General features: G+C 66.8%; 22 protein-coding genes and 1 tRNA gene. 12 read left to right on the top strand and 11 right to left on the bottom strand.

Annotated features, from left to right (window positions below; genetic code table 11):
* Nucleotides 1–17: 17 nt before the first annotated feature.
* The 10 genes from A9K58_RS16965 to gmk all read right to left on the bottom strand — a co-directional run bounded on the left by A9K58_RS16965 (nucleotide 18) and on the right by gmk (nucleotide 10701).
* On the bottom strand, nucleotides 18–515 hold the full coding sequence (locus A9K58_RS16965) for a CS1 type fimbrial major subunit (RefSeq protein WP_065200453.1): 498 nt from the start codon (nucleotides 513–515) through the stop codon (nucleotides 18–20).
* Between the two features lie 282 nt (nucleotides 516–797).
* Nucleotides 798–1160: a NirD/YgiW/YdeI family stress tolerance protein gene (locus A9K58_RS16960; RefSeq protein ID WP_065200452.1), complete on the bottom strand. Its 363-nt coding sequence runs from the start codon at nucleotides 1158–1160 to the stop codon at nucleotides 798–800.
* A gap of 320 nt (nucleotides 1161–1480) precedes the next feature.
* Nucleotides 1481–2758, bottom strand: a complete 1278-nt coding sequence (locus tag A9K58_RS16955; protein ID WP_065200451.1) for a citrate synthase — start codon at nucleotides 2756–2758, stop codon at nucleotides 1481–1483.
* Nucleotides 2759–3054: 296 nt separating this feature from the next.
* Nucleotides 3055–3297: a type B 50S ribosomal protein L31 gene (locus A9K58_RS16950; protein WP_005410871.1), complete on the bottom strand. Its 243-nt coding sequence runs from the start codon at nucleotides 3295–3297 to the stop codon at nucleotides 3055–3057.
* Nucleotides 3298–3386: 89 nt separating this feature from the next.
* Complete coding sequence (locus A9K58_RS16945; RefSeq protein WP_065200450.1) at nucleotides 3387–4325, bottom strand: nucleoside hydrolase; 939 nt, start codon at nucleotides 4323–4325, stop codon at nucleotides 3387–3389.
* Nucleotides 4326–4648: 323 nt separating this feature from the next.
* On the bottom strand, nucleotides 4649–6760 hold the full coding sequence (gene recG, locus A9K58_RS16940) for an ATP-dependent DNA helicase RecG (RefSeq protein ID WP_065200449.1): 2112 nt from the start codon (nucleotides 6758–6760) through the stop codon (nucleotides 4649–4651).
* Between the two features lie 7 nt (nucleotides 6761–6767).
* Nucleotides 6768–7154 carry a RidA family protein gene (locus tag A9K58_RS16935; RefSeq protein ID WP_065200448.1) on the bottom strand — a complete coding sequence of 129 codons (387 nt, stop codon included), beginning with the start codon at nucleotides 7152–7154 and terminating at the stop codon, nucleotides 6768–6770.
* 202 nt (nucleotides 7155–7356) lie between these two features.
* Complete coding sequence (locus A9K58_RS16930) at nucleotides 7357–9519, bottom strand: RelA/SpoT family protein (RefSeq protein WP_065200447.1); 2163 nt, start codon at nucleotides 9517–9519, stop codon at nucleotides 7357–7359.
* Between the two features lie 106 nt (nucleotides 9520–9625).
* Entirely contained in the window at nucleotides 9626–9925 is a 300-nt protein-coding gene (gene rpoZ, locus A9K58_RS16925; protein ID WP_005410877.1) for a DNA-directed RNA polymerase subunit omega, read from the bottom strand.
* Nucleotides 9926–10035: 110 nt separating this feature from the next.
* Entirely contained in the window at nucleotides 10036–10701 is a 666-nt protein-coding gene (gene gmk, locus A9K58_RS16920; protein WP_065200446.1) for a guanylate kinase, read from the bottom strand.
* Between the two features lie 290 nt (nucleotides 10702–10991).
* Here gmk and fdnG point away from each other — a divergent pair, with 290 nt between their 5' ends.
* The 8 genes from fdnG to selD all read left to right on the top strand — a co-directional run bounded on the left by fdnG (nucleotide 10992) and on the right by selD (nucleotide 21456).
* Entirely contained in the window at nucleotides 10992–14060 is a 3069-nt protein-coding gene (fdnG, locus tag A9K58_RS16910) for a formate dehydrogenase-N subunit alpha (RefSeq protein WP_155760531.1), read from the top strand.
* Nucleotides 14061–14070: 10 nt separating this feature from the next.
* Entirely contained in the window at nucleotides 14071–14988 is a 918-nt protein-coding gene (gene fdxH, locus A9K58_RS16905) for a formate dehydrogenase subunit beta (protein WP_065200443.1), read from the top strand.
* Nucleotides 14985–15632, top strand: coding sequence for a formate dehydrogenase subunit gamma (locus tag A9K58_RS16900; protein WP_065200442.1), 648 nt, complete (start codon nucleotides 14985–14987; stop codon nucleotides 15630–15632). Before fdxH ends, A9K58_RS16900 begins: the two co-directional genes overlap by 4 nt.
* A gap of 258 nt (nucleotides 15633–15890) precedes the next feature.
* Nucleotides 15891–16874 carry a formate dehydrogenase accessory protein FdhE gene (gene fdhE / locus A9K58_RS16895; protein ID WP_065200441.1) on the top strand — a complete coding sequence of 328 codons (984 nt, stop codon included), beginning with the start codon at nucleotides 15891–15893 and terminating at the stop codon, nucleotides 16872–16874.
* Nucleotides 16875–16877: 3 nt separating this feature from the next.
* The gene (gene selA / locus A9K58_RS16890; protein ID WP_065200440.1) at nucleotides 16878–18302 is read left to right on the top strand and encodes an L-seryl-tRNA(Sec) selenium transferase; all 1425 of its coding nucleotides are present in this window, start codon (nucleotides 16878–16880) and stop codon (nucleotides 18300–18302) included.
* Nucleotides 18299–20230 (top strand): selenocysteine-specific translation elongation factor, encoded by a 1932-nt coding sequence (gene selB, locus A9K58_RS16885; RefSeq protein WP_065200439.1) that lies wholly within the window; start codon nucleotides 18299–18301, stop codon nucleotides 20228–20230. Before selA ends, selB begins: the two co-directional genes overlap by 4 nt.
* A 24-nt stretch (nucleotides 20231–20254) precedes the next feature.
* Nucleotides 20255–20350 (top strand) — tRNA-Sec (locus tag A9K58_RS16880).
* 26 nt (nucleotides 20351–20376) lie between these two features.
* Entirely contained in the window at nucleotides 20377–21456 is a 1080-nt protein-coding gene (gene selD / locus A9K58_RS16875; RefSeq protein WP_065200438.1) for a selenide, water dikinase SelD, read from the top strand.
* A gap of 58 nt (nucleotides 21457–21514) precedes the next feature.
* Here selD and A9K58_RS16870 read toward each other — a convergent pair whose 3' ends face one another.
* The gene (locus A9K58_RS16870; protein WP_065200437.1) at nucleotides 21515–22375 is read right to left on the bottom strand and encodes a YicC/YloC family endoribonuclease; all 861 of its coding nucleotides are present in this window, start codon (nucleotides 22373–22375) and stop codon (nucleotides 21515–21517) included.
* 124 nt (nucleotides 22376–22499) lie between these two features.
* Between A9K58_RS16870 and rph the strand changes: the two genes are divergently transcribed.
* Genes rph through hemW form a run of 4 tightly spaced genes read left to right on the top strand, consistent with a single transcriptional unit; the run spans nucleotide 22500 to nucleotide 25489 of the window.
* Entirely contained in the window at nucleotides 22500–23225 is a 726-nt protein-coding gene (gene rph, locus A9K58_RS16865; protein ID WP_053461298.1) for a ribonuclease PH, read from the top strand.
* The gene (locus A9K58_RS16860) at nucleotides 23222–23611 is read left to right on the top strand and encodes a VOC family protein (RefSeq protein WP_065200436.1); all 390 of its coding nucleotides are present in this window, start codon (nucleotides 23222–23224) and stop codon (nucleotides 23609–23611) included. Before rph ends, A9K58_RS16860 begins: the two co-directional genes overlap by 4 nt.
* Complete coding sequence (gene rdgB, locus A9K58_RS16855) at nucleotides 23608–24204, top strand: RdgB/HAM1 family non-canonical purine NTP pyrophosphatase (RefSeq protein WP_065200435.1); 597 nt, start codon at nucleotides 23608–23610, stop codon at nucleotides 24202–24204. The genes A9K58_RS16860 and rdgB overlap by 4 nt, the downstream gene beginning before the upstream one ends.
* A 58-nt stretch (nucleotides 24205–24262) precedes the next feature.
* On the top strand, nucleotides 24263–25489 hold the full coding sequence (hemW, locus tag A9K58_RS16850; RefSeq protein ID WP_065200434.1) for a radical SAM family heme chaperone HemW: 1227 nt from the start codon (nucleotides 24263–24265) through the stop codon (nucleotides 25487–25489).
* The last annotated feature ends 1 nt before the right edge of the window (nucleotide 25490 follow it).

Below are 25490 nucleotides of genomic sequence, written 5' to 3'. Positions count from 1 at the left end.
GCGCGGGAAGCCGTGGATCAGGGCTTCTGGTTCATGACGATGTAGACCATGCCTTCGTAGCGGCCGTTGACCGTAAGCGGGCCACCGGCACCCGCCTGGGCGATGGTCAGCGGCATCGAGATGGAGGCACCCGGGGTCGAGCTGGCGCCGTTGAACAGGTCAGCCGCCTTGAACTCGGTGACCGCAGTGGTCAGCGCGTCGGTATTCAGGCTGACGGCCAGCGGCACGCGCGTGGCGCCATTGGTCAGCACCGGATCGTGGCCGAGGCGCACCTCGATGTCCGCAGTTTCGTCATTGGAATGGATGCGCACCTGCTGCGTCGACGGCAGCAGGCCGCGCAGCGGATCGTGGGTCAGCTGCACGGTGTCCGGCAGCGGGCTGCCATCGTCGCGCAGCAGTGCCAGGGTCGGGTCGACGTCGGCGTAGACGGTGATCTTGGTTTCCAGCGCGTGCGCGGACAGCGAGGCCGTGGCCAGCGCTGCGGTGAGCGCGGCCTTCTTGATAATGGCGTGCATGATTTGTCTCTCTCGGACAAGGGGGAATATGAAAGCCTCCCTCCCCTAAGGAGAAAGAGGAGGGAGGCGCCACCCGCAGAGGTGAGTGCGGGCGACGGAGAGAATGTTAGAAATTCCTTGTCATGCAGGCCATTCAAGCATTCCTAAAACATTGATCGTTAAGGACAATTCTTGAAGGATCTCAATGTTTGGGAGTTATGCAATTTCCCTCATTGGCTCAATGCAATAAACCTCATTGCTTTGAATTTATAGAGCCGAGCCCATGCTCGGCTGCCGTTTGCTTCAACCTGCAGGCACCACGGTGACGTGATCGACATCGATATCGGTGGCCTTGAACCGATGCGTATCCACCTTGCCACGCAGTTCCACCACCGTGTCGGCGCCGATGGCCTGCGGCGGCAGGTCTTCGTCGTCGATTTCGACTTCGATCTGGCCGCTGGCATCGCGGAACTGGTAGCGCTCGTCCCCGATCCTGGCGATGAGGGTGCCACGCAGCACCACCGGATGATCATCACGTTGCGCGCGTGCGTCGGCGACTGTGCTGGCAGCGGATCCTGCACCCGGACCGGTGTACTGCGCGAGGGCCGGGGAGCTTGGCAGGACGAGTGGCGTGGCGATGAGGGCGATGGCGAGCAGTCGGTTCATGATGTTCTCCGTGGAGGGATGAGTACCCACAGGTTCTATCGCCTTCGATGTGATCCCCATGCAATAAATCCGAAAAGACATGAAAGCGACATTCATTGCCAGAAAGCACTTAGACCCGGAAGCGGGCTCTTGTAGAGCCGAGCCATGCTCGGCTGCGCGGTGTGGACGGGCGCCAGCCGAGCATGGGCTCGGCTCTACAGCGACCATCCGGGAATCGTGCGGACCAGCGGTCCGCACCCACACTCCGTCGAACACGATCAGGGCACAAAAAAAAACGCCCCGCGGATGCGGGGCGTTCTCGGCACAACCTCCGCGGGCGATCAGCCCTGGTAGTCGCGCACGTCGCTGCCGGTGTAGACCTGGCGCGGACGGCCGATCTTCATTTCCGGATCGACCTGCTGTTCCAGCCAATGCGACACCCAGCCGGAAGTACGGCCCAGGGCGAACATGACGGTGAACATTTCGGTCGGGATCTGCAGCGCCTTGTAGATGATGCCGCTGTAGAAATCGACGTTCGGGTACAGCTTGCGGGCGACGAAGTACTCGTCCTGCAGCGCAGCCTGTTCCAGCTTCACGGCCACGTCCAGCAGCGGATCCTGCACGCCCAGCTGCTTGAGCACCTTGCTGGTCATCTCGCCGATGACCTTGGCGCGCGGATCGAAGTTCTTGTACACGCGGTGGCCGAAGCCCATCAGGCGGAAACCGGAGGTTTTGTCCTTGGCCTTGAGCACGGCGGACTCGACGTTGTCGGCCGTGCCGATCTCTTCCAGCATCTTCAGCACGGCTTCATTGGCACCGCCGTGGGCCGGACCCCACAGCGCGGTGACGCCCGCGGCGACCGACGCGTACGGGTTGGCACCGGTCGAACCGACCAGGCGCACGGTCGAGGTCGAGGCGTTCTGCTCGTGGTCGGCATGCAGGATGAACAGCAGGTCCAGCGCCTTGACCACGTCCGGGTTCAGCTCGTACTGGCCGTCGGCCGACTCGAAGGTCTGCTTCAGGAAGCGGCTGACGTAGTCCAGCGAGGTATCCGGCTTGTTGGCCGGCAGGCCCTTGCCGTGGCGGTAGATCAGCGCCGACAGGGTCGGCACCTTGGCGATCAGGCGCACCGCGGCCTTGCGGCGCTGTTCGGCGTCGGACAGGTCCAGGGAACCGTGGTAAATGGCCGACAGCTGCGCAATTGCGGCAGCCAGGATGGCCATCGGGTGGGCGTCCCTGGCGAAGCTGCCGATCAGGGTGTTGATCGAGTCGTCGACGTTGGCTTCGGCAGTCAGCTCGTCGGTGAAGGCCTTCAGCTGCTCGGCGCTCGGGCGCTCGCCGTTGATCAGCAGATAGGCCACTTCGACGTAGCTCGACTTTTCCGACAGCTGCTCGATCGGATAGCCGCGGTACAGCAGCACGCCCTTGTCGCCGTCGATATAGGTGATGGCGGACTTGCAGCTGGCCGTCGCGGTGAAGCCGGAATCGTAGGTGAAGAACCCCGTTTCCTTGGTCAGCTTCGCGATGTCGACGCAGTCGTTGCCAAGGGTGGGTTTGATGACGGGCAGAACGACCGACGTGTCGCCGGCGTTGAGCGTGACCTGATCAAGATCGGACACTGTGTGCGCTCCTTCATGGGAAGGCGCCTGCCCAAGCGCATTGGTCAGGCACGTGAATGACGTCCTCGGCCTGTGCCGGGGATCAGGTCATTATCGCACAGCAGCATTTGTCGGGTGCTAGACGGAAGTCGTAGGCGACAGGCAGCCAGAACCCGGCCAGCAAGCAGCCCGGATCGGCAAAAGCGGTGTCACGCGAACACTGTGTTTCACCCATCCCAACACCCGTTGGGCAGGCGTCGGGGAAAAACAAACGGCCGCGCAGAGCGCGGCCGTCGGTTCGAAGCAGGATCGACAGATCAGCGCGCGTAGCGCTTCTGGAACTTGTCGATACGGCCCGAGGTGTCGATGACCTTGTGCTTGCCCGTGTAGAACGGGTGCGAAGCCGAGGAAATTTCAACCTTGACCAGCGGGTATTCGTTGCCGTCTTCCCACTGGATGGTTTCCTTCGTCGCCATGGTCGAGCGGGTCAGGATCTTGAAATCGGAGGTGACGTCATGGAAGACGACGTCGCGGTAGTTCGGATGGATATCGGCCTTCATGGGCTCACACCGTAAATGGGCTGGTGGTCAAGAGCGGCATTATAAGCACCGGTTGCCGCCGGGGGCAACCGGTGCCCGGGACCGGGTCGTCAGGCCGCACCCAGCGCCTGGCGTACCAGGGCCTCGAAACGCCCCTGGTCGTAGGCCATCAGCAGGTCGCAGTTGTCCGGTTGGCCGGTCTGGCGGTTCCAGTCGACGAGGGTGGCACCGCGGCTGAACGTTCCGTTCAGCTCCACGCTCAGTGGCCGCGATTCGACCCGCCGCTGCCCTTCCGGGTTCAGCGCCCAGGCCATCGCCAGCGCGTCAGCCGTGTACCAGCGGCCGTCCTTGCTGTCTTCGGACAGGGCGCGGGTCTTGCGCGAGATGAGCTCGTAGAAGCGGGCGCGATCGGAATCGGCCTGCAGCCATGATTCGGCATCCTGCAGCGGCAGGCCATGGGCGACGGTCGCTTCCCAGTCCGACACCAGCAGGTGCTTGAACGAAGTGAACACCACGTGCGCCGCCTCCGGGTCGAATGCGATGTTGAACTCGGCGGCCGGGGTGATGTTGCCGTGGCAGGTGACCGCGCCCCCCATCACCACGATGCGCTTGATGCGCTCGGGCAGGGTCGGGTCCAGCTTCAGCGCCAGCGCCAGGTTGGTCAGCGGCCCGAGCATCACCAGCATCAGTTCGCCAGCGTGTTCATGCGACAGGCGCAGGATCGCCAGCGCGGCGTGCTCCGCGTCGGCCTGGCGGCTCGGCGGTGGCAGGTCCACGTCGCCGTAGCCGTCACGGCCGTGCACGTGGGCGGCGTCCATGGAAGGATGCAGCAGCGGATCCGGGCTGCCGGCAAACACTGGCACGTCGGCGCGTCCGACGATGTCGCAGAGCTTGAGGGCATTGCGGACGGTGTACTGCAGGCCGACATTGCCGGCAGCGATGGTCAGGGCGACCACGTCATGCCGTTCATCGGCAAAGGCCATCAGCAGGGCCAGCGCGTCGTCCACACCGGGATCGGTGTCGATCAACAGGGGGATCTTGTGGGTCATCGTTGCCGTCTTCAGATCGGCAACGAAGTGTGGACCGGGTTGATGACCGTTGCAAGTATGGGGGGCGGCAGGGCTGCGCCCTGCACCCGCGGTAGTGCCGGCCGCTGGCCGGCAACTTCAACAGCAACGTCAAAAACGGGTTTCCCGCGGATGGCGGGGAAGAGCTCTCTGTAGAGTCGAGCCATGCTCGACTCCCGCGCGCAGCGCGCACAGCAGCCGAGCGTGGGCTCGGCTCTACAGTGGATCCACGCCGTGCGTGGATGAGCGTGCCGGAAATGGGGTCAGAGGCCATTGCTGCGCAAAGGGCTCTGACCCCGGGGTGCTTACGCCGAGGCGTAACGCACGGCGGTGCCGATCCACCGTGCAACCACGCGATCGGCCAGGGCCGGTTGCTGTTCCAGAAGGCGCTCGGCCAATTCATGCACGCCGGGCAGCAGGCCGGCGTCGCGGGCCAGGTCGGCAATGCGGAAACCGGCCAGGCCGGTCTGGCGGGTGCCGAGCAGTTCGCCTGGGCCACGCAGTTCCAGATCCTTCTCGGCAATGACGAAGCCATCATTGGTTTCGCGCATGGTCTGCAGGCGCTCGCGTGCCATCTGCGAGAGCGGCGCCTGGTACAGCAGCACGCAGCGCGATACCGCCGAACCCCGGCCGACGCGGCCGCGCAGCTGATGCAACTGGGCCAGGCCGAGGCGCTCTGCGTTTTCGATCACCATCAGCGAGGCGTTCGGTACGTCCACTCCGACTTCGATGACCGTAGTCGCAACCAGCAGGTCGATCGCACCGGCCTTGAACGCCACCATGGTCGCCTGCTTTTCGGCGGCCTTCATGCGCCCGTGCACCAACCCCACGCGCACGCCCGGCAGCAGCGCCTGCAGTGACTCGTAGGTGGCCTGCGCCGGCGTTGCATCCAGTTCTTCGCTTTCCTCGATGAGCGTGCATACCCAATACACCTGCCGCCCTTCGCGGCACGCGAGCGCGATGCGTTCGATCAGTTCCGGTCGACGGTCGTTGTTGAGTGCGACGGTCTGCACCGGCGTTCGCCCCGGCGGCAGTTCGTCGATGGCCGACACGTCCAGGTCCGCGTATTCGGACATCGCCAGCGTGCGCGGAATCGGCGTCGCGGTCATCACCAACTGGTGCGGCACGCTGTTGCCGCCCGCGCCCTTGTCGCGCAATGCCAACCGCTGATGCACGCCGAAGCGGTGCTGCTCGTCGACGATGGCCAGGGCCAGGTCCTGGAACACCACCGCCTCCTGCATCAGTGCGTGGGTGCCGACCACCACCTGTGCTTCACCGCTGGCGACCTGCGCCATCACCTTGGCGCGCGCCTTGCCGGTGACCTTGCCGGCCAGCCACGCGATGCGCACGCCCAGCGGTTCCAGCCAGCCACGCAGGTTGTTGAGATGCTGCTCGGCCAGTAGCTCGGTGGGGGCGGCCAACGCAACCTGCTTGCCCTGCTCCACCGCCAGCATCGCGGCCAGCGCGGCGACCACGGTCTTGCCGGAGCCGACGTCGCCCTGCACCAGCCGCAGCATCGGGCTGGGCCGCGCCAAGTCTTCGCGGATCTGCTTGAATACGCGCGCCTGCGCACCGGTCAGCGCGAACGGCAACTGCTTCAGCAGTGCCTTGGCCAGCTTGCCGGAACCGACCAGCGGCGGTGCATGATGTGCCTGCAACGCGATGCGCTGGCGACGCAGGCTGAGGTGATGCGCCAGCAGTTCTTCCATTGCCAGGCGGCGCTGCGCGGGATGCGTGCCAGCAGCCAGCGCGGCCAGGTCGGCATCCGGCGGCGGCCGGTGCACGGTCAGCAGCGCGCTGCGCAGCGACGGCAGGCCGAGGCCATCGAGCCAATCGCTGGGCAGCAGTTCCAGCGTGCTTTCCTCGGGCAGGCGGTCCAGGGCCTGGCCGATCAGCTTGCGCATCGTCATCGGGCCCACGCCTTCGACGGCGGGATAGACCGGGTCGAGGTGGTCGCCGAGCCCGGGATCGTCATTGCGGCCCAGCACCTGGTAGCTGGGGTGGACGATTTCCAGGCCGAGGTGGCCGGGCTTGGGCGTACCGAAGCAGCGCAACCGGTTGCCGACCGCGAACTGGCCGACCTGCTGCTGGCGGAAATGGAAGAAGCGCAGCACCAAGGTGCCCTGCCCTTCGTCTTCCACCGCCACCTTCAGCATGGGCCGGTAGCGCATGCCGCGCTCGACCGCGACCACCCGCGCTTCCACCTGGGCCGGCACTCCGGAACGCAGGTCTTCGATGCGGGTCAGCCGGGTCCGGTCTTCATAGCGCAACGGCAGGTGGAGCCAGAGATCCTGCAGGGTGGCCAGGCCACGCGCCTGCAGTTTGGCGGCCACGGCCGGACCGACGCCCGCGAGCATCGCCAGGGATGCTTCGCCGGACGGCGACAGGACCGGGGTGACCGCCGCCTTGCGTGCCACGTGGTGGTCAGTCGATGACCATCACCGCGTCGACCTCGAAGTTGGCGCCCTTCGGCAGGCCGGAGACTTCGATGGTGGAACGGGCCGGATACGGCGCCTGGAAATAGTCCTGCATGACTGCATTGACCTTGGCGAACTCGCCCAGATCGGTCAGGTACAGGCCCAGGCGCACGACGTTGTCCAGCGAGCCGCCGGCGGCTTCGGCCACGGCCTTGAGGTTGTCGAACGCACGGCGGGCCTGTGCTTCCACATCACCACCGCCGACAATGTCGCCGGTGACCGGATCGAGCGGGATCTGGCCGGAGAAGTACACGGTGTTGCCGGCGCGCACGGCCTGCGAGTACGGGCCGATGGCGGCGGGAGCCTTTTCGGTGTTGATGATCTGGCGGGACATGGGTCGCTCCGGTGCTTTGGGGGAAAACAGAGCGGTGATTGTACCGGCTGGGGGCGGCATCGGCTGGGGTCAGAGCCCTCTCCGTCGGAGAGGGCTCTGACCTCGTGCGTGATGCGGCCGGGGTCGGATCCATTTCCCGGCGGGAAACGGCTCCGACCCCATGCGTCGTGTACGCGGAACGTCATCCACGCACGGCGTGGACCTACTGCCGGCGTACCGACTGCACGACCGACAGGCGGCGCAGGCGGCGCATCACTTCGGCCAGATGGTTGCGGTCGCGCACCTGGATGTTGAACGCCAGCACGGCCGCGTTGAAGTCGCGGTCCAGGTAATCCACGCGTTCGATGTTGGAATGGCTCTGGGCGATCGCGGCAGCCAATTGCGCCAGTACGCCGGTGCCGTTCTCCACTTCCACGACCAGCGAGGTGTCATAGTCGCCCGAGACGGTGGTATCCCAGCCGATCGGCACCCAGCGCTCCGGCGACTTGCGCAGCTCGGCCAGGTTCGGGCAGTCCATGCGGTGCACTACGATGCCCTTGCCGGCCGTGTGGTAGCCCATGATCTCGTCGCCGGGAATCGGCTGGCAGCAGCCGGCAAACGTGACCACGCCACGTTCGCTGCCATTGATCAGGATCTTTTCCTGCGAGCGCTGGCGCGAGTGCGGGCCGCCGCGCAGCTCGGCATAGGCCATCAGGGCCTGTGCGGCCTGGGTCGGCATCCAGTTGCCCAGTGCAACCTCCGCCAGCAGCGCCTCCAGGCGAGGGAAGCGGTGTTCGGCCAGGAAGGCATCCAGTCGTCCCTTCGGCAGGCGCTCCAGCGAGGAGTCCATCGCTTCCAGCGCACGGTCGAGCATGCGGTGGCCCAGCTGCACGGCATCCTCGTGCTCCAGCTGCTTGAGCTGGTGGCGGATGGCGGTGCGTGCCTTGCTGGTGACCACGAATTCCAGCCACTGCGGTTTCGGCGTGGCCGAGCGTGCGGTGATGATCTCCACCGACTGCCCCGACGCCAGCTTGGTGCGCAGTGGCACCAGTTTCTTGTCCACGCGCGAGGCCACCGCCATGTTGCCGACGTCGGTGTGCACGGCGTAGGCGAAATCAAGCGCGGTGGAGTTGCGTGGCAGGGCCAGGATCTTGCCCTTCGGGGTGAACAGGTAGACCTCGTCGGGGAACAGGTCGACCTTGACGTTGTCGAGGAACTCCAGCGAAGAGCCGGCCGCACGCTGCGAGTCGATCAGTTCGACGATCCATGCATGCGCACGGCTCTGCGCGCTGTTGGGCGAATCGCCGCCGAACTTGTAGGTCCAGTGCGCGGCCACGCCGCGCTCGGCGATCAGGTCCATTTCCTCGGTGCGGATCTGCACTTCGATCGGCGAACCATACGGCCCGAACAGCACGGTGTGCAGCGACTGGTAACCGTTGGCCTTGGGAATGGCGATGAAATCGCGGAAACGGCCGTCCAGCGGCTTGAACGTGGCGTGCACCGCGCCGAGCGCGTGATAGCAGCTGGGCACCGTGCGCACGACCAGGCGGAAGCCGAACACGTCCATGACCTGATCGAACGTCTTGTTCTCGTCGCGCATCTTGTTGTAGATGCTCCACGGTGTCTTGATGCGGCTGACCAGGCGGTGCTCGATGCCCTCCTTGGCCAGGCGCTGCGACAGCTGCACTTCCACCTGGGCCATCGCCTCGCGCCGCACCACCGGCTGGCTGCGGATGTGCTTTTCGATGATGGCATGGCGCCACGGGTACAGCGCCTTGAAGCCGAGGTTCTGCAGCTCGCTCTTGACCAGGCTCATGCCCAGTCGCTGGGCGATGGGGGCGTAGATCTCCAGTGTCTCGCGGGCGATGCGGCCGCGCGCTTCGCGGCTCTGTGCGCCCAGCGTGCGCATGTTGTGCAGGCGGTCGGCCAGCTTGATCATGATCACCCGCAGGTCGCGCGACATCGCCAGCAGCATCTTGCGGAAGCTCTCTGCGGCCGCTTCCTGGCGATCGCGGAATTTCAGCTTGTCCAGCTTGGTCACGCCGTCGACCAGTTCGGCCACGGCTTCGCCGAACTCGGCGGCCAGCGCCTCGCGGGTCAGCGGGGTGTCTTCGATGGTGTCGTGCAGGATCGCGGCGATCAGCGCTTCCACGTCCAGGCCGAGCTCCGCCAGCACCTGGGCCACGGCGACCGGATGGGTGATGTAGGGCTCGCCCGACTTGCGCGTCTGCCCCGCGTGCGCGGCGGCCCCGACCTCCCAGGCACGGCGCAGCAGCGGCAGCTGTTCCGGCGGCAGGTAATGGGCGGCGCGCTCAAGCTGGAGGACGTAATCAGGTACGGCCGCGGCGGTGGACACGGCTACCTTGGCAGTGGGGCCTGGGTTCATGCCCGAAGCCTATTCCAGCGCGACGTTTACGGCAAATCCTGAATGCGAAACAGCCCGCGCGGGGCGGGCTGTTCGGCACATCCAACGATTGCGTTGATCGATCCGATCAATCGTCGTTCTTGGACATGTCTTCGTCGGCAACCACTTCCGCGGCCGCCCACTCCAGCGCTTCGCGCTCGGCGCGCTCGCGCTCGGCCTTCTCGACCTCGTCGATCAGGGCGTTGTCGATCTTGCGGGCGGCGATTTCGCGCAGCGCCAGCACGGTCGGCTTGTCTTCGGTCTCGCTGTTGTCCAGCGTGGCCTGCACGCCATTGGCAAGCTGGCGGGCACGCTTGGAGGCCATCATGACCAGCTCGAAACGGTTGTTAACGACTTCCAGGCAATCTTCTACGGTGATGCGGGCCATACGGGCTCCCGGCGACCGATCGGCCGCTCAGTCGAATGAGGGAAAGGGTGCGGAGTGTACCGGCAGGGACTGGACAAAATCAAGCCAACCCCTGCCCGTTTCTTTTGTAATCAGTCAGTTGCGCCCGGGTCGGGGGTGAGCAGCGCTTGGATGAGCGCGGCATGGCGGACCTTCTGCGCCTCGCGGCGCAGGCGGCTGGCGGTGAAGATCGCGCACAGCTCGTCCACGGCCGTCTCGAACACCTCGTTGACGATCACATAGTCGAACTCGTTGAAGTGCAGCATTTCATCGCGGGCTGCCCCCAGGCGCTGGGCGATGACCACCTCGCTGTCCTGGCCACGCTTGCGCATGCGGTCCTGCAGGGCCTGCTTGGACGGCGGCAGGATGAACACGGTGACCGTGCCCGGCACCAGCTGGCGGACCTGCTGCGCGCCCTGCCAGTCGATTTCCAGCAATACGTCCTGGCCGGCGGCCAGCTGCGGTTCCACCGACTGCCGGGCAGTGCCCTTCCAGTCGCCATGCACCCAGGCATGCTCGAAGAAATCACCGGCGGCGATCATCTCCTCGAACTTTTCGGCACTGACGAAGTGGTAGTGCTGGCCGTTCACTTCGCCGGGGCGCATGGCGCGGGAGGTAAAGGAAATCGACAGCGCGATCTGCGGGTCACGCGCGAGGGTGGCATTGACGATGCTGCTCTTGCCCGCACCGGAGGGGGCGGCAACGATGTACAGCGTACCGCGCGCAGTGGCGGCCGACGACGTGGACGGGGCACTCATGCACGGAACCCAACTGGTTGATTTGGCAAAGTTTTTCCTCGATGTTCCAGATCCGGCGCGGAGGATCGCGCCAGGACGGCGGGGGCTGCGCGGAACATCCTGGAACCAGGCCCGGCAGACGGCTCCCCGGGGTGCGGGCACGCAACTTTACCAGAGCGGCCCCTTTCCGCGCCCGCCTCGCGGCCCCCGGGCCTTGTGCCACAGGGGCATGCGGCGGGCTGTGCTATAACCGGGCCGTACCCACCGACAGCCCGGAGGCCCGCGCCTCCCCGCCATCCCAGGAGAACGGCATGCCCTCGATGAGCCGCCGCCAGTTCCTGAAAGTGACCGGGACAACCCTGGTCGGCTCCAGTCTGGCATTGATGGGCTTCGCGCCCGGCATCGCACTCGCGGAGGTCCGGCAGTACAAGCTGACCCGCGCGACCGAGACCCGCAACACCTGCACGTACTGTTCGGTGGCCTGCGGCATCCTGATGTACAGCCTCGGCGATGGCGCCAGGAACGCCGAGCCGAGCATCTTCCATATCGAAGGCGATCCGGACCATCCGGTCAACCGCGGCACGCTGTGCCCGAAGGGTGCCGGCCTCGCCGACATCATCCACAGCAAGTCGCGCCTGCTCTACCCCGAGTACCGCGCGCCGGGCTCGAACGAGTGGAAGCGGCTGAGCTGGGACGATGCACTGGATCGCATCGCGCGGCTGATGAAGGAAGACCGCGATGCCAACTTCGTGCAGAAGAACGAAGCCGGGCAGACGGTCAACCGCTGGCTGACCACCGGCATGCTGGCGGCCTCGGCCACGAGCAATGAAACCGCGGTGCTGACCCACAAGGTCGTCCGCTCCCTTGGCATGCTGGCATTCGACAACCAGGCACGTGTCTGACACGGCCCGACGGTGGCAGGTCTTGCCCCGACGCTAGGCCGTGGTGCGATGACGAATCACTGGGTCGACATCAAGAATGCCGACCTGATCCTGATCATGGGTGGCAATGCCGCCGAGGCACACCCGTGCGGGTTCAAATGGGTGACCGAGGCCAAGGCACACAACAAGGCCCGGCTGATCGTGGTCGATCCGCGCTTCAACCGCTCGGCCGCGGTGGCCGATGTGTACGCGCCGATCCGCACCGGCACCGATATCGTGTTCTTGGGCGGCCTGATCAACTACCTGTTGACCGAGGACCGCATCCAGCACGAATACGTGCTGAACTACACGGACATGTCGTTCCTGGTGAAGGACGAATTCGCCTTCAAGGACGGCCTGTACTCGGGCTACAACGAGGAAAAGCGCAGCTACGACCGTTCCAGCTGGGACTACGCCTATGGTGACGATGGCTTCGTGCGCAGCGACCCGACGCTGAAGGACCCGCGCTGCGTCTACAACCTGCTCAAGCAGCACTATGCGCGCTACACGGTGGAGATGGTCGAGCGCATCTGCGGCACGCCGGCCGACAGCATCCGCCAGGTCTGGGAGATGATCGCGTCCACCGCCGGCCGCGACAAGGCGATGACCATCCTCTACGCACTGGGCTGGACACAGCACTCGATCGGTGCCCAGAACGTGCGTGCCGGCACCATGGTGCAGCTGTTGCTGGGCAACATCGGCGTGGCCGGCGGCGGAATGAACGCGCTGCGCGGGCATTCCAACATCCAGGGCCTGACCGACATCGGCTTGATGTCGGACCTGTTGCCCGGCTACCTGACATTGCCCAGGCAGGACGAGCAGGACTACGGCGCCTACATCGCCAAGCGCACGCAGAAGCCGCTGCGTCCCAACCAGATGTCGTTCTGGCAGAACTATCCGAAGTTCCATGTCAGCCTGATGAAATCGTGGTGGGGCGATGCCGCCACCGCCGACAACAACTGGTGCTTCGATTACCTGCCCAAGCTCGACAAGCCGTACGACATGCTGCAGGCCTACGAGCTGATGAACGAGGGCAAGATCCACGGCTACATCTGCCAGGGTTTCAACCCGCTGGCATCGGCACCGAACAAGGGCAAGCTGATCAGTGCGTTCTCCAAGCTGAAGTTCATGGTCAGCATGGACCCGCTGGAAACCGAGACCATCGCGTTCTGGCAGAACCATGGCGCGCTGAACGACGTCGACCCGAGCACGATCCAGACCGAGGTGTTCCGCCTGCCGACCACCTCCTTCGCCGAGGAGAACGGCGCGGTGGTCAATTCATCGCGCTGGCTGCAGTGGCACTGGAAAGGTGCCAATCCGCCGGGCGAGGCGCGCAGCGACATCGAGATCATGTCCGAGCTGTTCCACCGCATCAAAGCGCTGTACGAGAAGGACGGCGGCGCCTGGTGGGACCCGGTACGCGACCTGGCCTGGAAATACGCCAATCCGGAAGTGCCTACGCCCGAAGAGCTGGCGATGGAGTACAACGGCAAGGCGCTGGCCGATGTGTTCGATCCGAAGGATCCGACCAGGCTGGTACGCAAGGCCGGCGAGCAGCTGGCCGCGTTCGGCGAGCTGCGTGATGATGGCAGCACGGCCTCGGGCTGCTGGATCTACGTCGGCGCCTGGGGCCCGACCGGCAACATGATGGCGCGGCGCGACAACAGTGACCCCACCGGTATCGGCAACACGCTGGGCTGGGCCTGGGCATGGCCGGCCAACCGCCGCGTGATGTACAACCGCGCGTCGTGCGACGTGGCCGGCAAGCCGTTCGATCCGCGCCGCACGCTGCTTGCGTGGAACGGGAAGAACTGGGGCAACATCGACGTGCCCGACTTCAAGGCGGATGAAGACCCGGCGGGCGGCATGGGCCCGTTCATCATGAACCCGGAAGGCATCGCCCGCTTCTTCGCCAAGGCCGGCATGGCCGAGGGACCATTCCCGGAGCACTACGAACCCTTCGATACGCCGCTGCGCAGCAACCCGCTCAGCCCCGGCCAGGCACTGACGCTGAACAACCCGGCCGCACGCGTGTTCGCCAGTGACCGGGCACAGATCGGTTCGCCGGATGAGTTCCCGCATGTCGCCACTACCTACCGCCTGACCGAGCATTTCCACTTCTGGACCAAGCACGGCAAGCTCAACGCCATCATCCAGCCCGAGCAGTTCGTCGAGATCGGCGCCGCGCTGGCCGACGAGCTGGGCATCGACAACGGCAGCCGGGTGCGCGTCAGTTCCAAGCGCGGCCACATCGAAGCGGTGGCCATGGTGACCAAACGCATCAAGGCCCTGCAGATCGATGGCCGGACCGTGCACCAGGTGGGTGTTCCGATCCACTGGGGCTTCCTCGGTGCAGCCAGGCCCGGCTACATCGCCAATACGCTGACCAACGCCATCGGTGACGGCAACTCGCAGACGCCCGAATCGAAGTGCATCCTGGTCAAGGTCGAGAAGGTGTAGGAGACACGCCATGTCACTGCAATCGCTGGACATCATCCGCCGCTCGGCCACCACCACGCCTTCGCCGGAAGCGCGGGGCGCGCATACCGGCCAGGTCGCCAAATTGATCGATGTGAGCAAGTGCATCGGCTGCAAGGCGTGCCAGGTCGCCTGCATGGAATGGAACGACCTGCGCGATGAGGTTGGCAGCTGCGTCGGCAGCTACGACAACCCGCCCGACCTGAGCGACCAGTCCTGGACGGTGATGAAGTTCCGCGAGTACGAGGACGAGAAGGGCAAGCTGGAGTGGTTGATCCGCAAGGAAGGCTGCATGCACTGCGCCGACCCGGGCTGCCTGAAGGCCTGCCCGTCGCCGGGCGCGATCATCCAGTACGCCAACGGCATCGTCGACTTCCAGGAAGAGAACTGCATCGGCTGCGGCTATTGCGTGACTGGCTGCCCGTTCGATGTGCCGCGCATTTCCAAGAAGGATCACAAGGCCTACAAATGCACGCTCTGCTCGGACCGGGTGGCGGTGGGCCAGGAACCGGCCTGCGTGAAGACCTGCCCCACCGGCGCGATCACTTTCGGCAGCAAGCAGGCGATGACCGAGCATGCGGCTGGGCGCGTGGAAGACCTGAAATCGCGGGGCTACGAGAACGCTGGCCTGTACGACCCGCAGGGCGTCGGTGGTACCCATGTGATGTACGTGCTGCAGCACGTGGACAAGCCGGAGCTGTACGCCGACCTTCCCAAGGACCCACGCATCAGCCCGATGGTGGAAGTCTGGAAGGGTGTCGCCAAGCCGCTGGGCGTGCTGGCGATCGCCGCCACGGCCTTCGCCGGCTTCCTGCATTACATCGGCATCGGCCGCAATACCGTGAACGATGAGGAAGAGGAACAGGCCGAACAGGACGCGAAGAAGATCGAAGAGGAGCAGCGGCCATGAAGTACGCCCCGCACCCCCGGCAGATCATCCGCTACCGCGCGCCGACCCGCATCAACCACTGGATCGTGGCGATCTGCTTCGTGCTGACCGCATTGTCCGGGCTGGCGCTGTTCCACCCGGCCCTGTTTCCGCTCACCCAGCTGTTCGGTGGCGGGCCGTGGACGCGCATCCTGCATCCGTTCATCGGCCTGGTGATGGTGCTGGGCTTCGCCCTGCTGGCGATACGCATGTGGCGCGACAACCTGCCGGCCGCCGATGATCGCGCATGGCTGCGCGGCATGCGCGATGTGCTGCGCAACGAGGACGAGAAGCTGCCGCCGGTGGGGCGCTTCAATGCCGGCCAGAAGCTGCTGTTCTGGGCCATCATCGGTTGCCTGTCGGCGCTGCTGCTCACCGGCTTCGTGATCTGGCGGCAGTATTTCAGCCACTTCTTCCCGATCGGCGTGATCCGGTTCTCGGTGCTGGCGCACGCGCTGTTCGGCTGGGTGCTGGTCTGCGCGATCGTGGTGCACATCTATGCGGCGCTCTGGATCAAGGGCTCGGTGCGGGCGATGACCCAGGGAAAGGTCACCTACGGGTGGGCATACAAGCACCATCGGCAGTGGTTCCGGGACATCCTGCGCGGGCGCCGGGAAGAGGGGTAGCGGCAGGGCCTGCGGCCCTGTACCTGCTGGATCAACGTCAACGTCAAAAGCTGGCTGCCTGGGGCGGCGGGTTTCTGCAATCTGACGGTGGGTGCCGACCGTTGGTCGGCATTGATCGAATCCCGACCAACGGTCGGGATCCACTTTTGTAGAGTCGAGCCATGCTCGACTGCTTTGCTCGACTGCGTTGTTTGAACCCGCTGGACGCCAGCGCTGACAACGGCGAGGATGGGGGCTGGTTCTTCCGGCTGGCCCTGCATGGCGCAACGCATCCTTGAACCCGGTGAGATCGAGACGCTCGCCTCGCGCGACGTGCCGCGCATCATCCTGCCCGATACCGCGTCATTGTTCACCGGGCGCGCTGCGCGACTGCGCAGCCTTGCCGCGCACAGTGCCATCGGCGGCTACCTGCAGCTGCTGGCCGCGCTGGCCGACGCGCAGCAGGCGCTGTTGGACGAGCTGACGCAGCAGCAACGCGAGGAACTGCAGGTTCATGCGCGCGCGCAGCAGTCGAGTGCGGCCGCCGGTGCCGGCATGCCGCTGCGGCCGGCCAACACGCTGCAACTGGATGGGCGCTGGCGCGGCTGGCTGCGCACGCTGTGCCAGCACTGTGCCGACGAAGCCGGGCTGCCGGCGGAAACACGGCAGGAGCTGCTGCGCGTCGCCGCTGCCGATGACGCCTGGCTGGATGCCCAGGCGCACGCCGTGCTCGAACGCGATGACGCCCCCTCGTTGGACGCAGTGGCTGCACTGCTGGTGATGAATGCACTGCAGGTGTACTGGGCCCTACTCGCGGCCGGCTTCCACCCCGGCGACCTCAGGCCGCTGGCCGATGCGCCCGGCCTGTGCCCGCTGTGCGGCACCCTGCCGGTGACCAGCGTGGTGCAGGCCCGCCCGCCGTATGCCTCCTACCGCTACCTGTCGTGCTCGCTGTGCGCCTGCCAGTGGCACTACGTGCGGGTGCAGTGCAGCCAGTGTGGCGCCGCTGGCCCGGACATCGCCTACCGCGCCCTGGCCGATGTGGACGGCGACTCCGGCGAGGCGGTGCGCGAAAGCGCGGTGCGTGCCGAGACCTGCGATCGCTGCCACAGCTACCGCAAGATCCTCTATCTGGAGAAGGACCCGTCGCTGGAACCGGTGGCCGATGACCTCGGCACCCTGGCGCTGGACCTGCTGCTGGGCGAGGAAGGCTACGCCCGTGCCAGCCAGAACCCGCTGCTCTGGCAATCGGGCGGCGACTGAACGATGCCACGCTCGTCCCCCAACCCGGCATCGGCCGCCGCCCTGCCCTCGCTCGACCGGCTGCTGCGCCTGCCGGCGTTGTCGGCACTGATCGAAGGCCACGGCCGCAGCCGCATCGCCGGGCTGCTGCGTTCGCACGTGCAGATGCTGCGTGATCGAATCAACGCAGGGCAGTTCTCGGCCGAAGCGCTGCAGCAGGCCCTCGACGGCCCGGCGCTGTCCACGGCGCTGGAAGCCGCGCTGGCCGTCGATGCACGGCGGGACCTGCAGCCCATGTTCAACCTGACCGGCACCGTACTGCATACCAACCTGGGTCGTGCACTGCTGCCCGACGCCGCAGTGCAGGCGGTTGCGCGTGCGATGACCGCGCCGGTCGACCTGGAATTCGACATCACCCGTGGCCGCCGCGGCGACCGCGATGCACGGGTGCAGGCCCTGGTCTGCGAGCTGACCGGCGCCGAAGCTGCGACCGTGGTCAACAACAACGCCGCTGCGGTCCTGCTGCTGCTCAACAGCCTGGCCAACCGCCGCGAAGTGGTGGTGTCGCGCGGTGAGCTGGTGGAAATCGGTGGCGCCTTCCGCATCCCCGATGTGATGCGCAGCGCTGGCGCGCGCCTGCTGGAAGTAGGCACCACCAACCGTACCCATCCGGCTGACTTCGCCAACGCCATCAGCGCGCGCACGGCGCTGCTGATGGAGGTGCACGCCAGCAACTACGCGATCACCGGCTTCACCGCCAAGGTCGACACCGCTGCAATGGCGACCATCGCGCACCAGCATGGCCTGCCGCTGGCGGTGGACCTGGGCAGTGGCAGCCTGTGCGACCTGGCGGCGTTCGGCCTGCCGCATGAACCCACCGTGCAGGAAGCGCTGGCGGCGGGTGCCGACCTGGTCTCGTTCAGTGGCGACAAGCTGCTCGGCGGGCCTCAGGCCGGCATCATCGCCGGGCGCGCCGACCTGATCGGGCGGATCAACCGCAACCCACTCAAGCGCGCGCTGCGCATGGACAAGATGGGCCTGGCCGCACTGGAAGCGGTGTTGGCCCTGTACCGCGAACCAGAGCTGCTGGCCCAGCGGTTGCCGACCCTGCGCACGCTCTCGCGCACGCAGCAGGACATTGATGCACAGGCTCAGCGCCTTCTGCAGCCGATGCGTTCGGCGCTGGCGGCCGAGTACGTCCTTGAACGGGCATCGATGCACAGCCAGGTCGGCAGCGGCGCGCAGCCACAGGCGCAGCTTGGCAGTGCCGGGCTGCGCATCACGACCGCGCGCCGTGGCGGACTGGACCGCCTGGCCGGGCAACTGCGGAAGCTGCCACGGCCGGTCCTGGGCCATATCACCGATGATGCCCTTTGGCTGGACCTGCGCTGCCTGGAGCCTGCGGACGAAGCATGCTTCCTCGCCCAGTGGGGCATGCTGCGGTCATGATCGTCGGCACCGCCGGGCACATCGACCACGGCAAGACAAGCCTGGTACGGGCGCTGACCGGCGTCGAGACTGATCGCCTGCACGAAGAACGTACGCGCGGGATTTCGATTGAACTGGGCTATGCCTATGTCCCGGTCGAGGCCGCAGGCGCAGCGGGGGCCACCGCCATGCTGGGCTTCGTCGACGTACCGGGCCATGAGCGCTTCGTGCATACGATGGTGGCCGGTGCCACCGGCATCGATGCAGCGCTGCTGGTGGTCGCCGCCGACGACGGCGTGATGCCGCAGACCCGCGAGCATCTGGCAATCCTGCAACTGCTGGGCGTGGATCGGGGGGCGGTGGCGTTGACCAAGATCGACCGCGTGGACGCGGCACGCATCGCCGAGGTCGAAACGGAGGTCATGGCCCTGCTGGCAGGCACGCCACTACAGGACTCGCCCCTGTTCGCCTGCAACAGCACCAACGCCGAAGATGCGGGCACCTCGGCGTTACGCGCCCACCTGCACGCATGGGCGGCCGGAGGGGACAGCGCACGCCGGGCCACGCGATGCAGCGAACTGTTCCGCATGCCGGTCGACCGCGTATTCTCATTGCCGGGTCATGGCACCCTGGTGACCGGTGCCGTGCATGGCGGCCTGGTCACCGCCGGCGCGCATCTGCAGCTGATGCCGGCGGCCACCGACGTGCGCGTGCGCAGCATCCACGCGCAGAACCAGGCCAGCGAACGTGCGATGGCCGGGCAGCGCTGCGCGTTGAACCTGGCGTCCATCGCGCGCGACGACATCCACCGTGGCGACTGGATCGCCGACCCGCGCGCGCTGCTGGCGACCACTCGCGTCGATGTGCGCCTGCGGCTGTCCGCGCAGGCCGCCCCACTGCGCGACTGGACGCCCCTGCACATCCACTGGGGCACGATGCATCGGCAGGCCCATGTGGTGGTGTTGGGAGACGGCGATCATGGCGACGGGCAACTTGTACAGCTGGTATTCGACGCGCCGGTCTGCGCGATGTGCGGTGATCGCTTCATCGCCCGTGATTCAGCGGCCACCCACACGCTGGGTGGTGGGGTCGTGCTCGATCCGGAACCGCCACAGCGGCGCCGGCGCAGCCCGGCACGGCTTGCATGGCTGGTAGCGCTGGAGCAACTGGTGGCAGGCGCCGGTGTTGGCCCGCTACTGCAGCAGGCACCTTCGGGCATCCCCCTGGCCGCCCTGCAACGCTATTGCCGGCGTGCCGCTGAGCAGATCGACCTGCCCAGGGACGCGCGGCACATCGCCACCGGCGATGACGCGGTGATCGTCCTGGACTCGCACTGGCAGGTGCTGCGCGAGCAGGTCGTCACTTCGCTGCACAGCTGGCACGAGCGTCGCCCGGACGAACCCGGTGTCGACAGCGGTCGCCTGCGACGCAGCACCCTGCCCGCGCTCGCAGCGGGAACCTGGAATGCCCTGCTGCAGGACCTGCTCGCAGACGGCTCGCTGCAGCGGGTCGGCGCGTGGTGGCGCCTGCCCGGCCACGACCATGCGCCACCGGAGCGCGAACGCCTGCTGGTCCAACATGTGCTGCCGCGACTGCATGCCGGGCGCTTCGATCCCCCGTGGGTGCGCACCTTGGCCGCCGATATCGGCCTCGCCGAGGACGAGCTCCGCGCCGTGCTGCGCCGGGCCGCTGCGCGCGGCGAATTGTTCCAGGTAGTACCCGACCTGTTCTATGCACCGGCCCGCGTCGCCGAACTGGCCGCCATCATTGCCCAACTGGCGCAGCCAACCGGCACGGTGGACGCGGCGGCCTTCCGCGATGCCATCGGCCTGGGCCGCAAGCGCAGCATCCAGATCTTGGAGTTCTTCAATCGCGTTGGCTACACTCGGCGCATCGGTGACCATCATCGGCCGCGCGGTGACCTGCAGTGGAACGCCACGCGCGGATGAGCCCACCGGCACCGCCGTACCTTCGGAAGGCATGCGCATCCGGGCATGCGGCTGGGCTTCAAACCCAGTAGGGGGCGTCGATCGTTCCCTGGTAGGTTCGACTCCTGCTGCCTTCCGCCACTCGTGTTTCCGCAGGAGATGCCGGCATGGCCATGCACGCACCGTCCCCCGCCCCTTCTACGGCCGATGCCCCGCAGCGATTGACCTCGCTGGCCCACGGCGGCGGCTGCGGCTGCAAGATCGCACCGGGGGTGCTGTCCGAACTGCTGCGTGGCGTTCCAGCGCTTCCGGCACCGGCCGAACTGCTGGTCGGCCGCGAGCACAGTGATGACGCTGCGGTATATCGCCTGGGTGACCGCCAAGCGATCGTCGCCACCACCGATTTCTTCATGCCCATTGTCGACGACCCCGTCGACTTCGGCCGTATCGCCGCCACCAATGCGCTGTCCGATCTGTATGCGATGGGCGCGCGCCCGCTGTTCGCACTCGCCATCGTCGGCATGCCGATCAGCACCCTGCCCCAGGACACCATCCGCGGCATCCTGCAGGGCGGCGAGCGTGCCTGCGCCGATGCCGGCATCGTCGTTGCCGGCGGCCACAGCATCGACTCGATGGAACCCATCTATGGCCTGGCCGCGATCGGCGTACTCGACCCGCAGCGGCTCAAGCGCAACGCCGATGCGCGCGCCGGCGATGTGCTGGTGCTGGGCAAGCCGCTCGGCGTGGGCGTGTACTCGTCGGCGCTGAAGAAGGAACTGCTTGATGCCGAGGGCTATCGGCAGATGCTTGATTCAACCACCCGGCTGAATACCGTCGGCGTGCCGCTGGCCGCGCTGGAGGGCGTGCACGCGATGACCGACGTCACCGGCTTCGGCCTGCTCGGCCACCTGCTGGAAGTGTGCCGCGCCAGTGGTGTTGCCGCCGAAGTGGACAGCGTACAGGTGCCGCTGCTGCCACAGGCGCTGCAGCTGCTTCAGCGTGGCTGCGTGACTGGCGCCTCCAACCGCAACTGGGCTTCGTATGGCACCGAGGTTCGCTTCGCCGAAGGCGTGGCAGCCCACTGGCAGCCGCTGCTGACCGACCCGCAGACCAGCGGCGGCCTGCTGGTGTCCTGCGCCCCGGAAGCGGTGGATGCGGTGCTGGCCTGTTTCCGCGATGCCGGGTTCGCCCAGGCGGCCGTGGTCGGGCGGTTGGGCAAGGGAACTCCCGGCGTCCGCGTACGCTGATGCGCTGATGCGAAGAAGGCGCCCCGAAGGCGCCCCTGCTGCATCGCCGGGCGCAGCCTCACTCGATGTTCTGCACCTGCTCGCGGATCTGGTCGATCAGCACCTTCAGCTCGACCGCAGCGTTGGACGTGCGGCTGTCCACCGACTTCGATCCCAGCGTGTTGGCCTCGCGGTTGAATTCCTGCAGCAGGAAGTCCAGGCGGCGGCCGACCGGCTCGCGCTGCTTGAGCACGCGGCGGATTTCAACGATGTGGCTGCCGAGGCGGTCCAGTTCTTCGTCCACGTCCAGCTTCTGCAGCCACAGCACCAGTTCCTGCTCGGCGCGACCGGGGTCGACCGGGTGCGGCAGGTCGGCCAGGCGCGCGGCCAGCTTGGCGCGCTGGCCGTCGCGGATGGCCGGAATCAGGCTGCGGACCTCGGTGGCGATGCGCTCGATGCCGTCCACACGCTCGGCGATGGCCGCAGCCAGCTTGCCGCCTTCGCGTCCACGCGCTTCGACAAAGCCGTCCAGCACCTGCTCCAGCAGGGCCAGCGCCTCGGCCTGCAGGGCCGCGGCATCGGTGGCCTCGCCGCGGGTCACGCCCGGAAGCTGCAGCAGATCGGTGAAGCTGACCTGCAGGTTGGGGAAATCGGACGCCAGGCGGTGGGCCAGGCGACCCAGCTGGCCCAGCAGGGCCTCGTCCACCTGCAGGTTGGCCGCCGCTTCCGGCGCGCGCAGGCGCATCACCAGATCCAGCTTGCCGCGGCTCAGGCGTGCGGCGATGCGCTCGCGCAGCTGCGGTTCCAGCGCCCGCAGTTCCTCGGGCAGGCGCGTGCCGACCTCCAGGAAACGGTGGTTGACCGAGCGCAGCTCGCAGCCCAGCGTGCCCCACGGGGTGACCCGCTCGCCGCCGGCATAGGCGGTCATGCTTCGAATCATGGAATGTGTCCGGTGCGTGCAAAGGGGGAATGGTACCCTAGCGCCCTCACCAGAGCCCCCTTGCCCGCCCCGTGAAGGCCGCGGGCGTGGCGGCGTACTCCCTCGCCATTACGGAACCCGCACCATGTCCGATTCCCGCCCCAGCGGCCGCCAGCCCGACCAGCTCCGCCCGGTCGTCATCCAACGCGGCTTCACCCGCCATGCCGAAGGGTCGGTACTGGTGTGCTTCGGTGAAACCCGCGTGCTGTGCACCGCCAGCGTCGAGAACCGCGTGCCGGGTTTCCTGCGGGGCAAGGGCGAAGGCTGGGTGACCGCCGAGTACGGCATGCTGCCGCGTGCCACCCACACCCGTAGCGATCGTGAAGCCGCCCGCGGCAAGCAGGGCGGCCGCACGCTGGAGATCCAGCGCCTGATCGGCCGCAGCCTGCGCGCCTGCGTGGACCGCAACGCGCTGGGCGAGCGCACCATCACCCTCGACTGCGACGTGCTGCAGGCCGACGGTGGAACCCGCACCGCCGCCATCACCGGCGCCTACGTGGCGCTGGTCGATGCGGTGAACGTGCTGATCAAGCGCGGCGACATCAAGCGGAATCCGATCCTGGGCGCAGTGGCGGCGGTGTCGGTGGGCGTGTACCGCGGCACCCCGGTGCTGGACCTGGACTACGCCGAAGACAGCGACTGCGACACCGACATGAACGTGGTGATGAACGACGGCGGTGGCTTCATCGAGCTGCAGGGCACGGCCGAAGGCCATGCCTTCCGCCGCGACGAACTGGATGCGCTGCTGGGCCTGGCCGAAAAGGGCGTGGCTGAACTGCTCGCCGCGCAGCAGGCGGCGCTGTCGGCATGAACCGGCGCCTTGCCCTGACCACCCTGGTGGTGGCCGACTACGACGAAGCCATTGCCTGGTACACCGGCAAGCTCGGCTTCACGCTGCTGGAGGACATCGACCAGGGCCACAAGCGCTGGGTAGTGGTCGGCCCGACCGACGGCAGCGCCGCAGCGCTGCTGCTGGCGCGCGCCAGCAACGAGGAGCAGCGCAGCCGTATCGGCAACCAGACCGGGGGCCGCGTCGCCTTCTTCCTCAACACCGACGACTTCCACCGCGACCATGCGGCCATGCTGGCCGCAGGCGTCGAGTTCCTGGAAGCGCCGCGCGAAGAACCCTATGCAACGGTCGCGGTGTTCCGCGATCTCTATGGCAACACCTGGGATCTGCTGGAGCCCCGTCAATGAAGAAACTGGTACTGGCCAGCCACAACGCCGGCAAGCTGGTGGAGATGCAGGAGATCCTCGCCGACCTGCCGCTGCAGATCACCTCGGCCGCCGAGCTGGGCCTGGGCGACGTGGAAGAGACCGGGCTGACCTTCGTCGAGAACGCGCTGCTGAAGGCACGCGCGGCCTGCGAAGCGACCGGGCTGCCGGCGCTCGCCGATGACTCGGGCCTGATCGTCGACGCCCTCGGCGGCGCGCCCGGCCTGTACAGCGCGCGCTATGCCGGCCATCCGACCAATGCCGCGGCCAACAACGCCAAGCTGCTGGAGGAAATGGCCGACGTTCCCGACGGCCAGCGCAGCGCCCGCTTCTACGCGGTGATCGTGCTGCTGCGCCACGCCACCGACCCGCAGCCGCTGATCTGCGAGGGCCGCTGGGAAGGGCAGATCATCCGCGAGCTGCGTGGCACCAATGGCTTTGGCTACAACCCGGTGTTCCTGGATACCACCCACGGCCTCACCGCCGCGGAAATGGAGCCAGCCCTGAAGAACGCCATCAGCCACCGTGCCATTGCCCTGCAGCAGCTCAAGCAGCAGCTGGCGACACTGTACTGACGCCCCACCTGATCGAGCCAGGGAAGCCGGCCAGCGGCCGGCACTACCGATGAACCCCATGCCGCACGCCCACGACCACTGCAACCACCTGCCCGGCGAAGCCTGCTCCGCTGGCCACGACAGCCCGCCGCGGCTGGTGCCGCCACCGCTGTCGTTGTACGTGCACCTGCCGTGGTGCGTGCGCAAGTGCCCGTACTGCGATTTCAATTCGCACCAGGCCAAGGGCGAGCTGCCGTTCGACGCCTACATCGACGCACTGCTGCGCGACCTCGACCAGGACCTTCCGCTGGTCTGGGGCCGGGTGGTGCACAGCGTGTTCTTCGGCGGCGGAACGCCCAGCCTGTTTCCACCCGAAGCGATCGACCGCTTCCTGCAGCAGGCCAGCGCACGCCTGCGCTTTGCGCCCAATGCCGAGATCACTCTGGAAACCAACCCGGGCACCGCCGAGCATGGCCGTTTCGACCGCTACCGCGCGGCCGGCGTGAACCGCCTCAGCTTCGGCATCCAGAGTTTCGACGACGCGATGCTCAAGCGCCTGGGCCGCATCCACGACAGTGGCGAAGCCGAGCGCGCAGTGAAGATGGCGCAGGACGCGGGCTACGACAACGTCAACATCGACCTGATGTACGCGCTGCCGGAACAGACCCTGGCCGGTGCCGAGGCCGACCTGGAACGTGCATTTGCACTGCAACCGGCGCATATCTCGCACTACCAGCTGACCCTGGAACCGAACACGGTGTTCTTCGCGCGTCCGCCGCAGGGCATTCCCGATGAAGACAACGCCTGGGACATGCAGGAGCACTGCCAGGCGCTGCTGGCGCAGGCCGGTTTCGGCCAGTACGAGGTCAGCGCCTACGCGCGCCCCGGCCGGCAGAGTGCGCACAACCTGAACTACTGGCGTTTCGGTGACTATCTGGGCATCGGTGCTGGCGCGCACGGCAAGATCAGCTCGGGTGCCGAAGAACACGTGCTGCGCCGCTGGAAGCTGAAGCACCCGCAGGCCTACCTGGACAGCGCGGGCACCCCGGCCTCGTTCGGTGGCGACGATGTGATCGCGCCGGAGCGGCTGCCGTTCGAGTACATGCTGAACCTGCTGCGCCTGCACGAAGGCTTCGGCCTGCGCGATTTCGAGTCGCGCACCGGGCTGCCGCGCAGCGTGCTCGACGCACCGCTGGCCGAGGCCGTGCAGCGCGGCTGGCTGGACGTGACGGATGGCCATGTGCAGCCGACCGAACTGGGCCGACGATTCACCAACGATGTGGTGAGCCTGTTCCTGGAGGAGTGAG

Origin of the sequence: Stenotrophomonas maltophilia, from assembly GCF_001676385.1 — a bacterium.
GTDB lineage: Bacteria > Pseudomonadota > Gammaproteobacteria > Xanthomonadales > Xanthomonadaceae > Stenotrophomonas > Stenotrophomonas maltophilia_J.
Note: the sequence above shows the minus strand (reverse complement) of the source record. Positions and strands in the feature narration are given on the sequence as shown.

Excerpts from the sequence above, each read along its gene's own strand:
- A9K58_RS16965 (WP_065200453.1), bottom strand. The coding sequence starts at position 515 with ATGCACGCCATTATCAAGAAGGCCGCGCTCACCGCAGCGCTGGCCACG.
- A9K58_RS16960 (WP_065200452.1), bottom strand. The coding sequence starts at position 1,160 with ATGAACCGACTGCTCGCCATCGCCCTCATCGCCACGCCACTCGTCCTG.
- A9K58_RS16950 (WP_005410871.1), bottom strand. The coding sequence starts at position 3,297 with ATGAAGGCCGATATCCATCCGAACTACCGCGACGTCGTCTTCCATGAC.
- A9K58_RS16945 (WP_065200450.1), bottom strand. The coding sequence starts at position 4,325 with ATGACCCACAAGATCCCCCTGTTGATCGACACCGATCCCGGTGTGGAC.
- A9K58_RS16935 (WP_065200448.1), bottom strand. The coding sequence starts at position 7,154 with ATGTCCCGCCAGATCATCAACACCGAAAAGGCTCCCGCCGCCATCGGC.
- A9K58_RS16930 (WP_065200447.1), bottom strand. The coding sequence starts at position 9,519 with ATGAACCCAGGCCCCACTGCCAAGGTAGCCGTGTCCACCGCCGCGGCC.
- rpoZ (WP_005410877.1), bottom strand. The coding sequence starts at position 9,925 with ATGGCCCGCATCACCGTAGAAGATTGCCTGGAAGTCGTTAACAACCGT.
- gmk (WP_065200446.1), bottom strand. The coding sequence starts at position 10,701 with ATGAGTGCCCCGTCCACGTCGTCGGCCGCCACTGCGCGCGGTACGCTG.
- fdxH (WP_065200443.1), top strand. The coding sequence starts at position 14,071 with ATGTCACTGCAATCGCTGGACATCATCCGCCGCTCGGCCACCACCACG.
- A9K58_RS16900 (WP_065200442.1), top strand. The coding sequence starts at position 14,985 with ATGAAGTACGCCCCGCACCCCCGGCAGATCATCCGCTACCGCGCGCCG.
- fdhE (WP_065200441.1), top strand. The coding sequence starts at position 15,891 with ATGGCGCAACGCATCCTTGAACCCGGTGAGATCGAGACGCTCGCCTCG.
- selA (WP_065200440.1), top strand. The coding sequence starts at position 16,878 with ATGCCACGCTCGTCCCCCAACCCGGCATCGGCCGCCGCCCTGCCCTCG.
- selB (WP_065200439.1), top strand. The coding sequence starts at position 18,299 with ATGATCGTCGGCACCGCCGGGCACATCGACCACGGCAAGACAAGCCTG.
- selD (WP_065200438.1), top strand. The coding sequence starts at position 20,377 with ATGGCCATGCACGCACCGTCCCCCGCCCCTTCTACGGCCGATGCCCCG.
- A9K58_RS16870 (WP_065200437.1), bottom strand. The coding sequence starts at position 22,375 with ATGATTCGAAGCATGACCGCCTATGCCGGCGGCGAGCGGGTCACCCCG.
- rph (WP_053461298.1), top strand. The coding sequence starts at position 22,500 with ATGTCCGATTCCCGCCCCAGCGGCCGCCAGCCCGACCAGCTCCGCCCG.
- A9K58_RS16860 (WP_065200436.1), top strand. The coding sequence starts at position 23,222 with ATGAACCGGCGCCTTGCCCTGACCACCCTGGTGGTGGCCGACTACGAC.
- rdgB (WP_065200435.1), top strand. The coding sequence starts at position 23,608 with ATGAAGAAACTGGTACTGGCCAGCCACAACGCCGGCAAGCTGGTGGAG.
- hemW (WP_065200434.1), top strand. The coding sequence starts at position 24,263 with ATGCCGCACGCCCACGACCACTGCAACCACCTGCCCGGCGAAGCCTGC.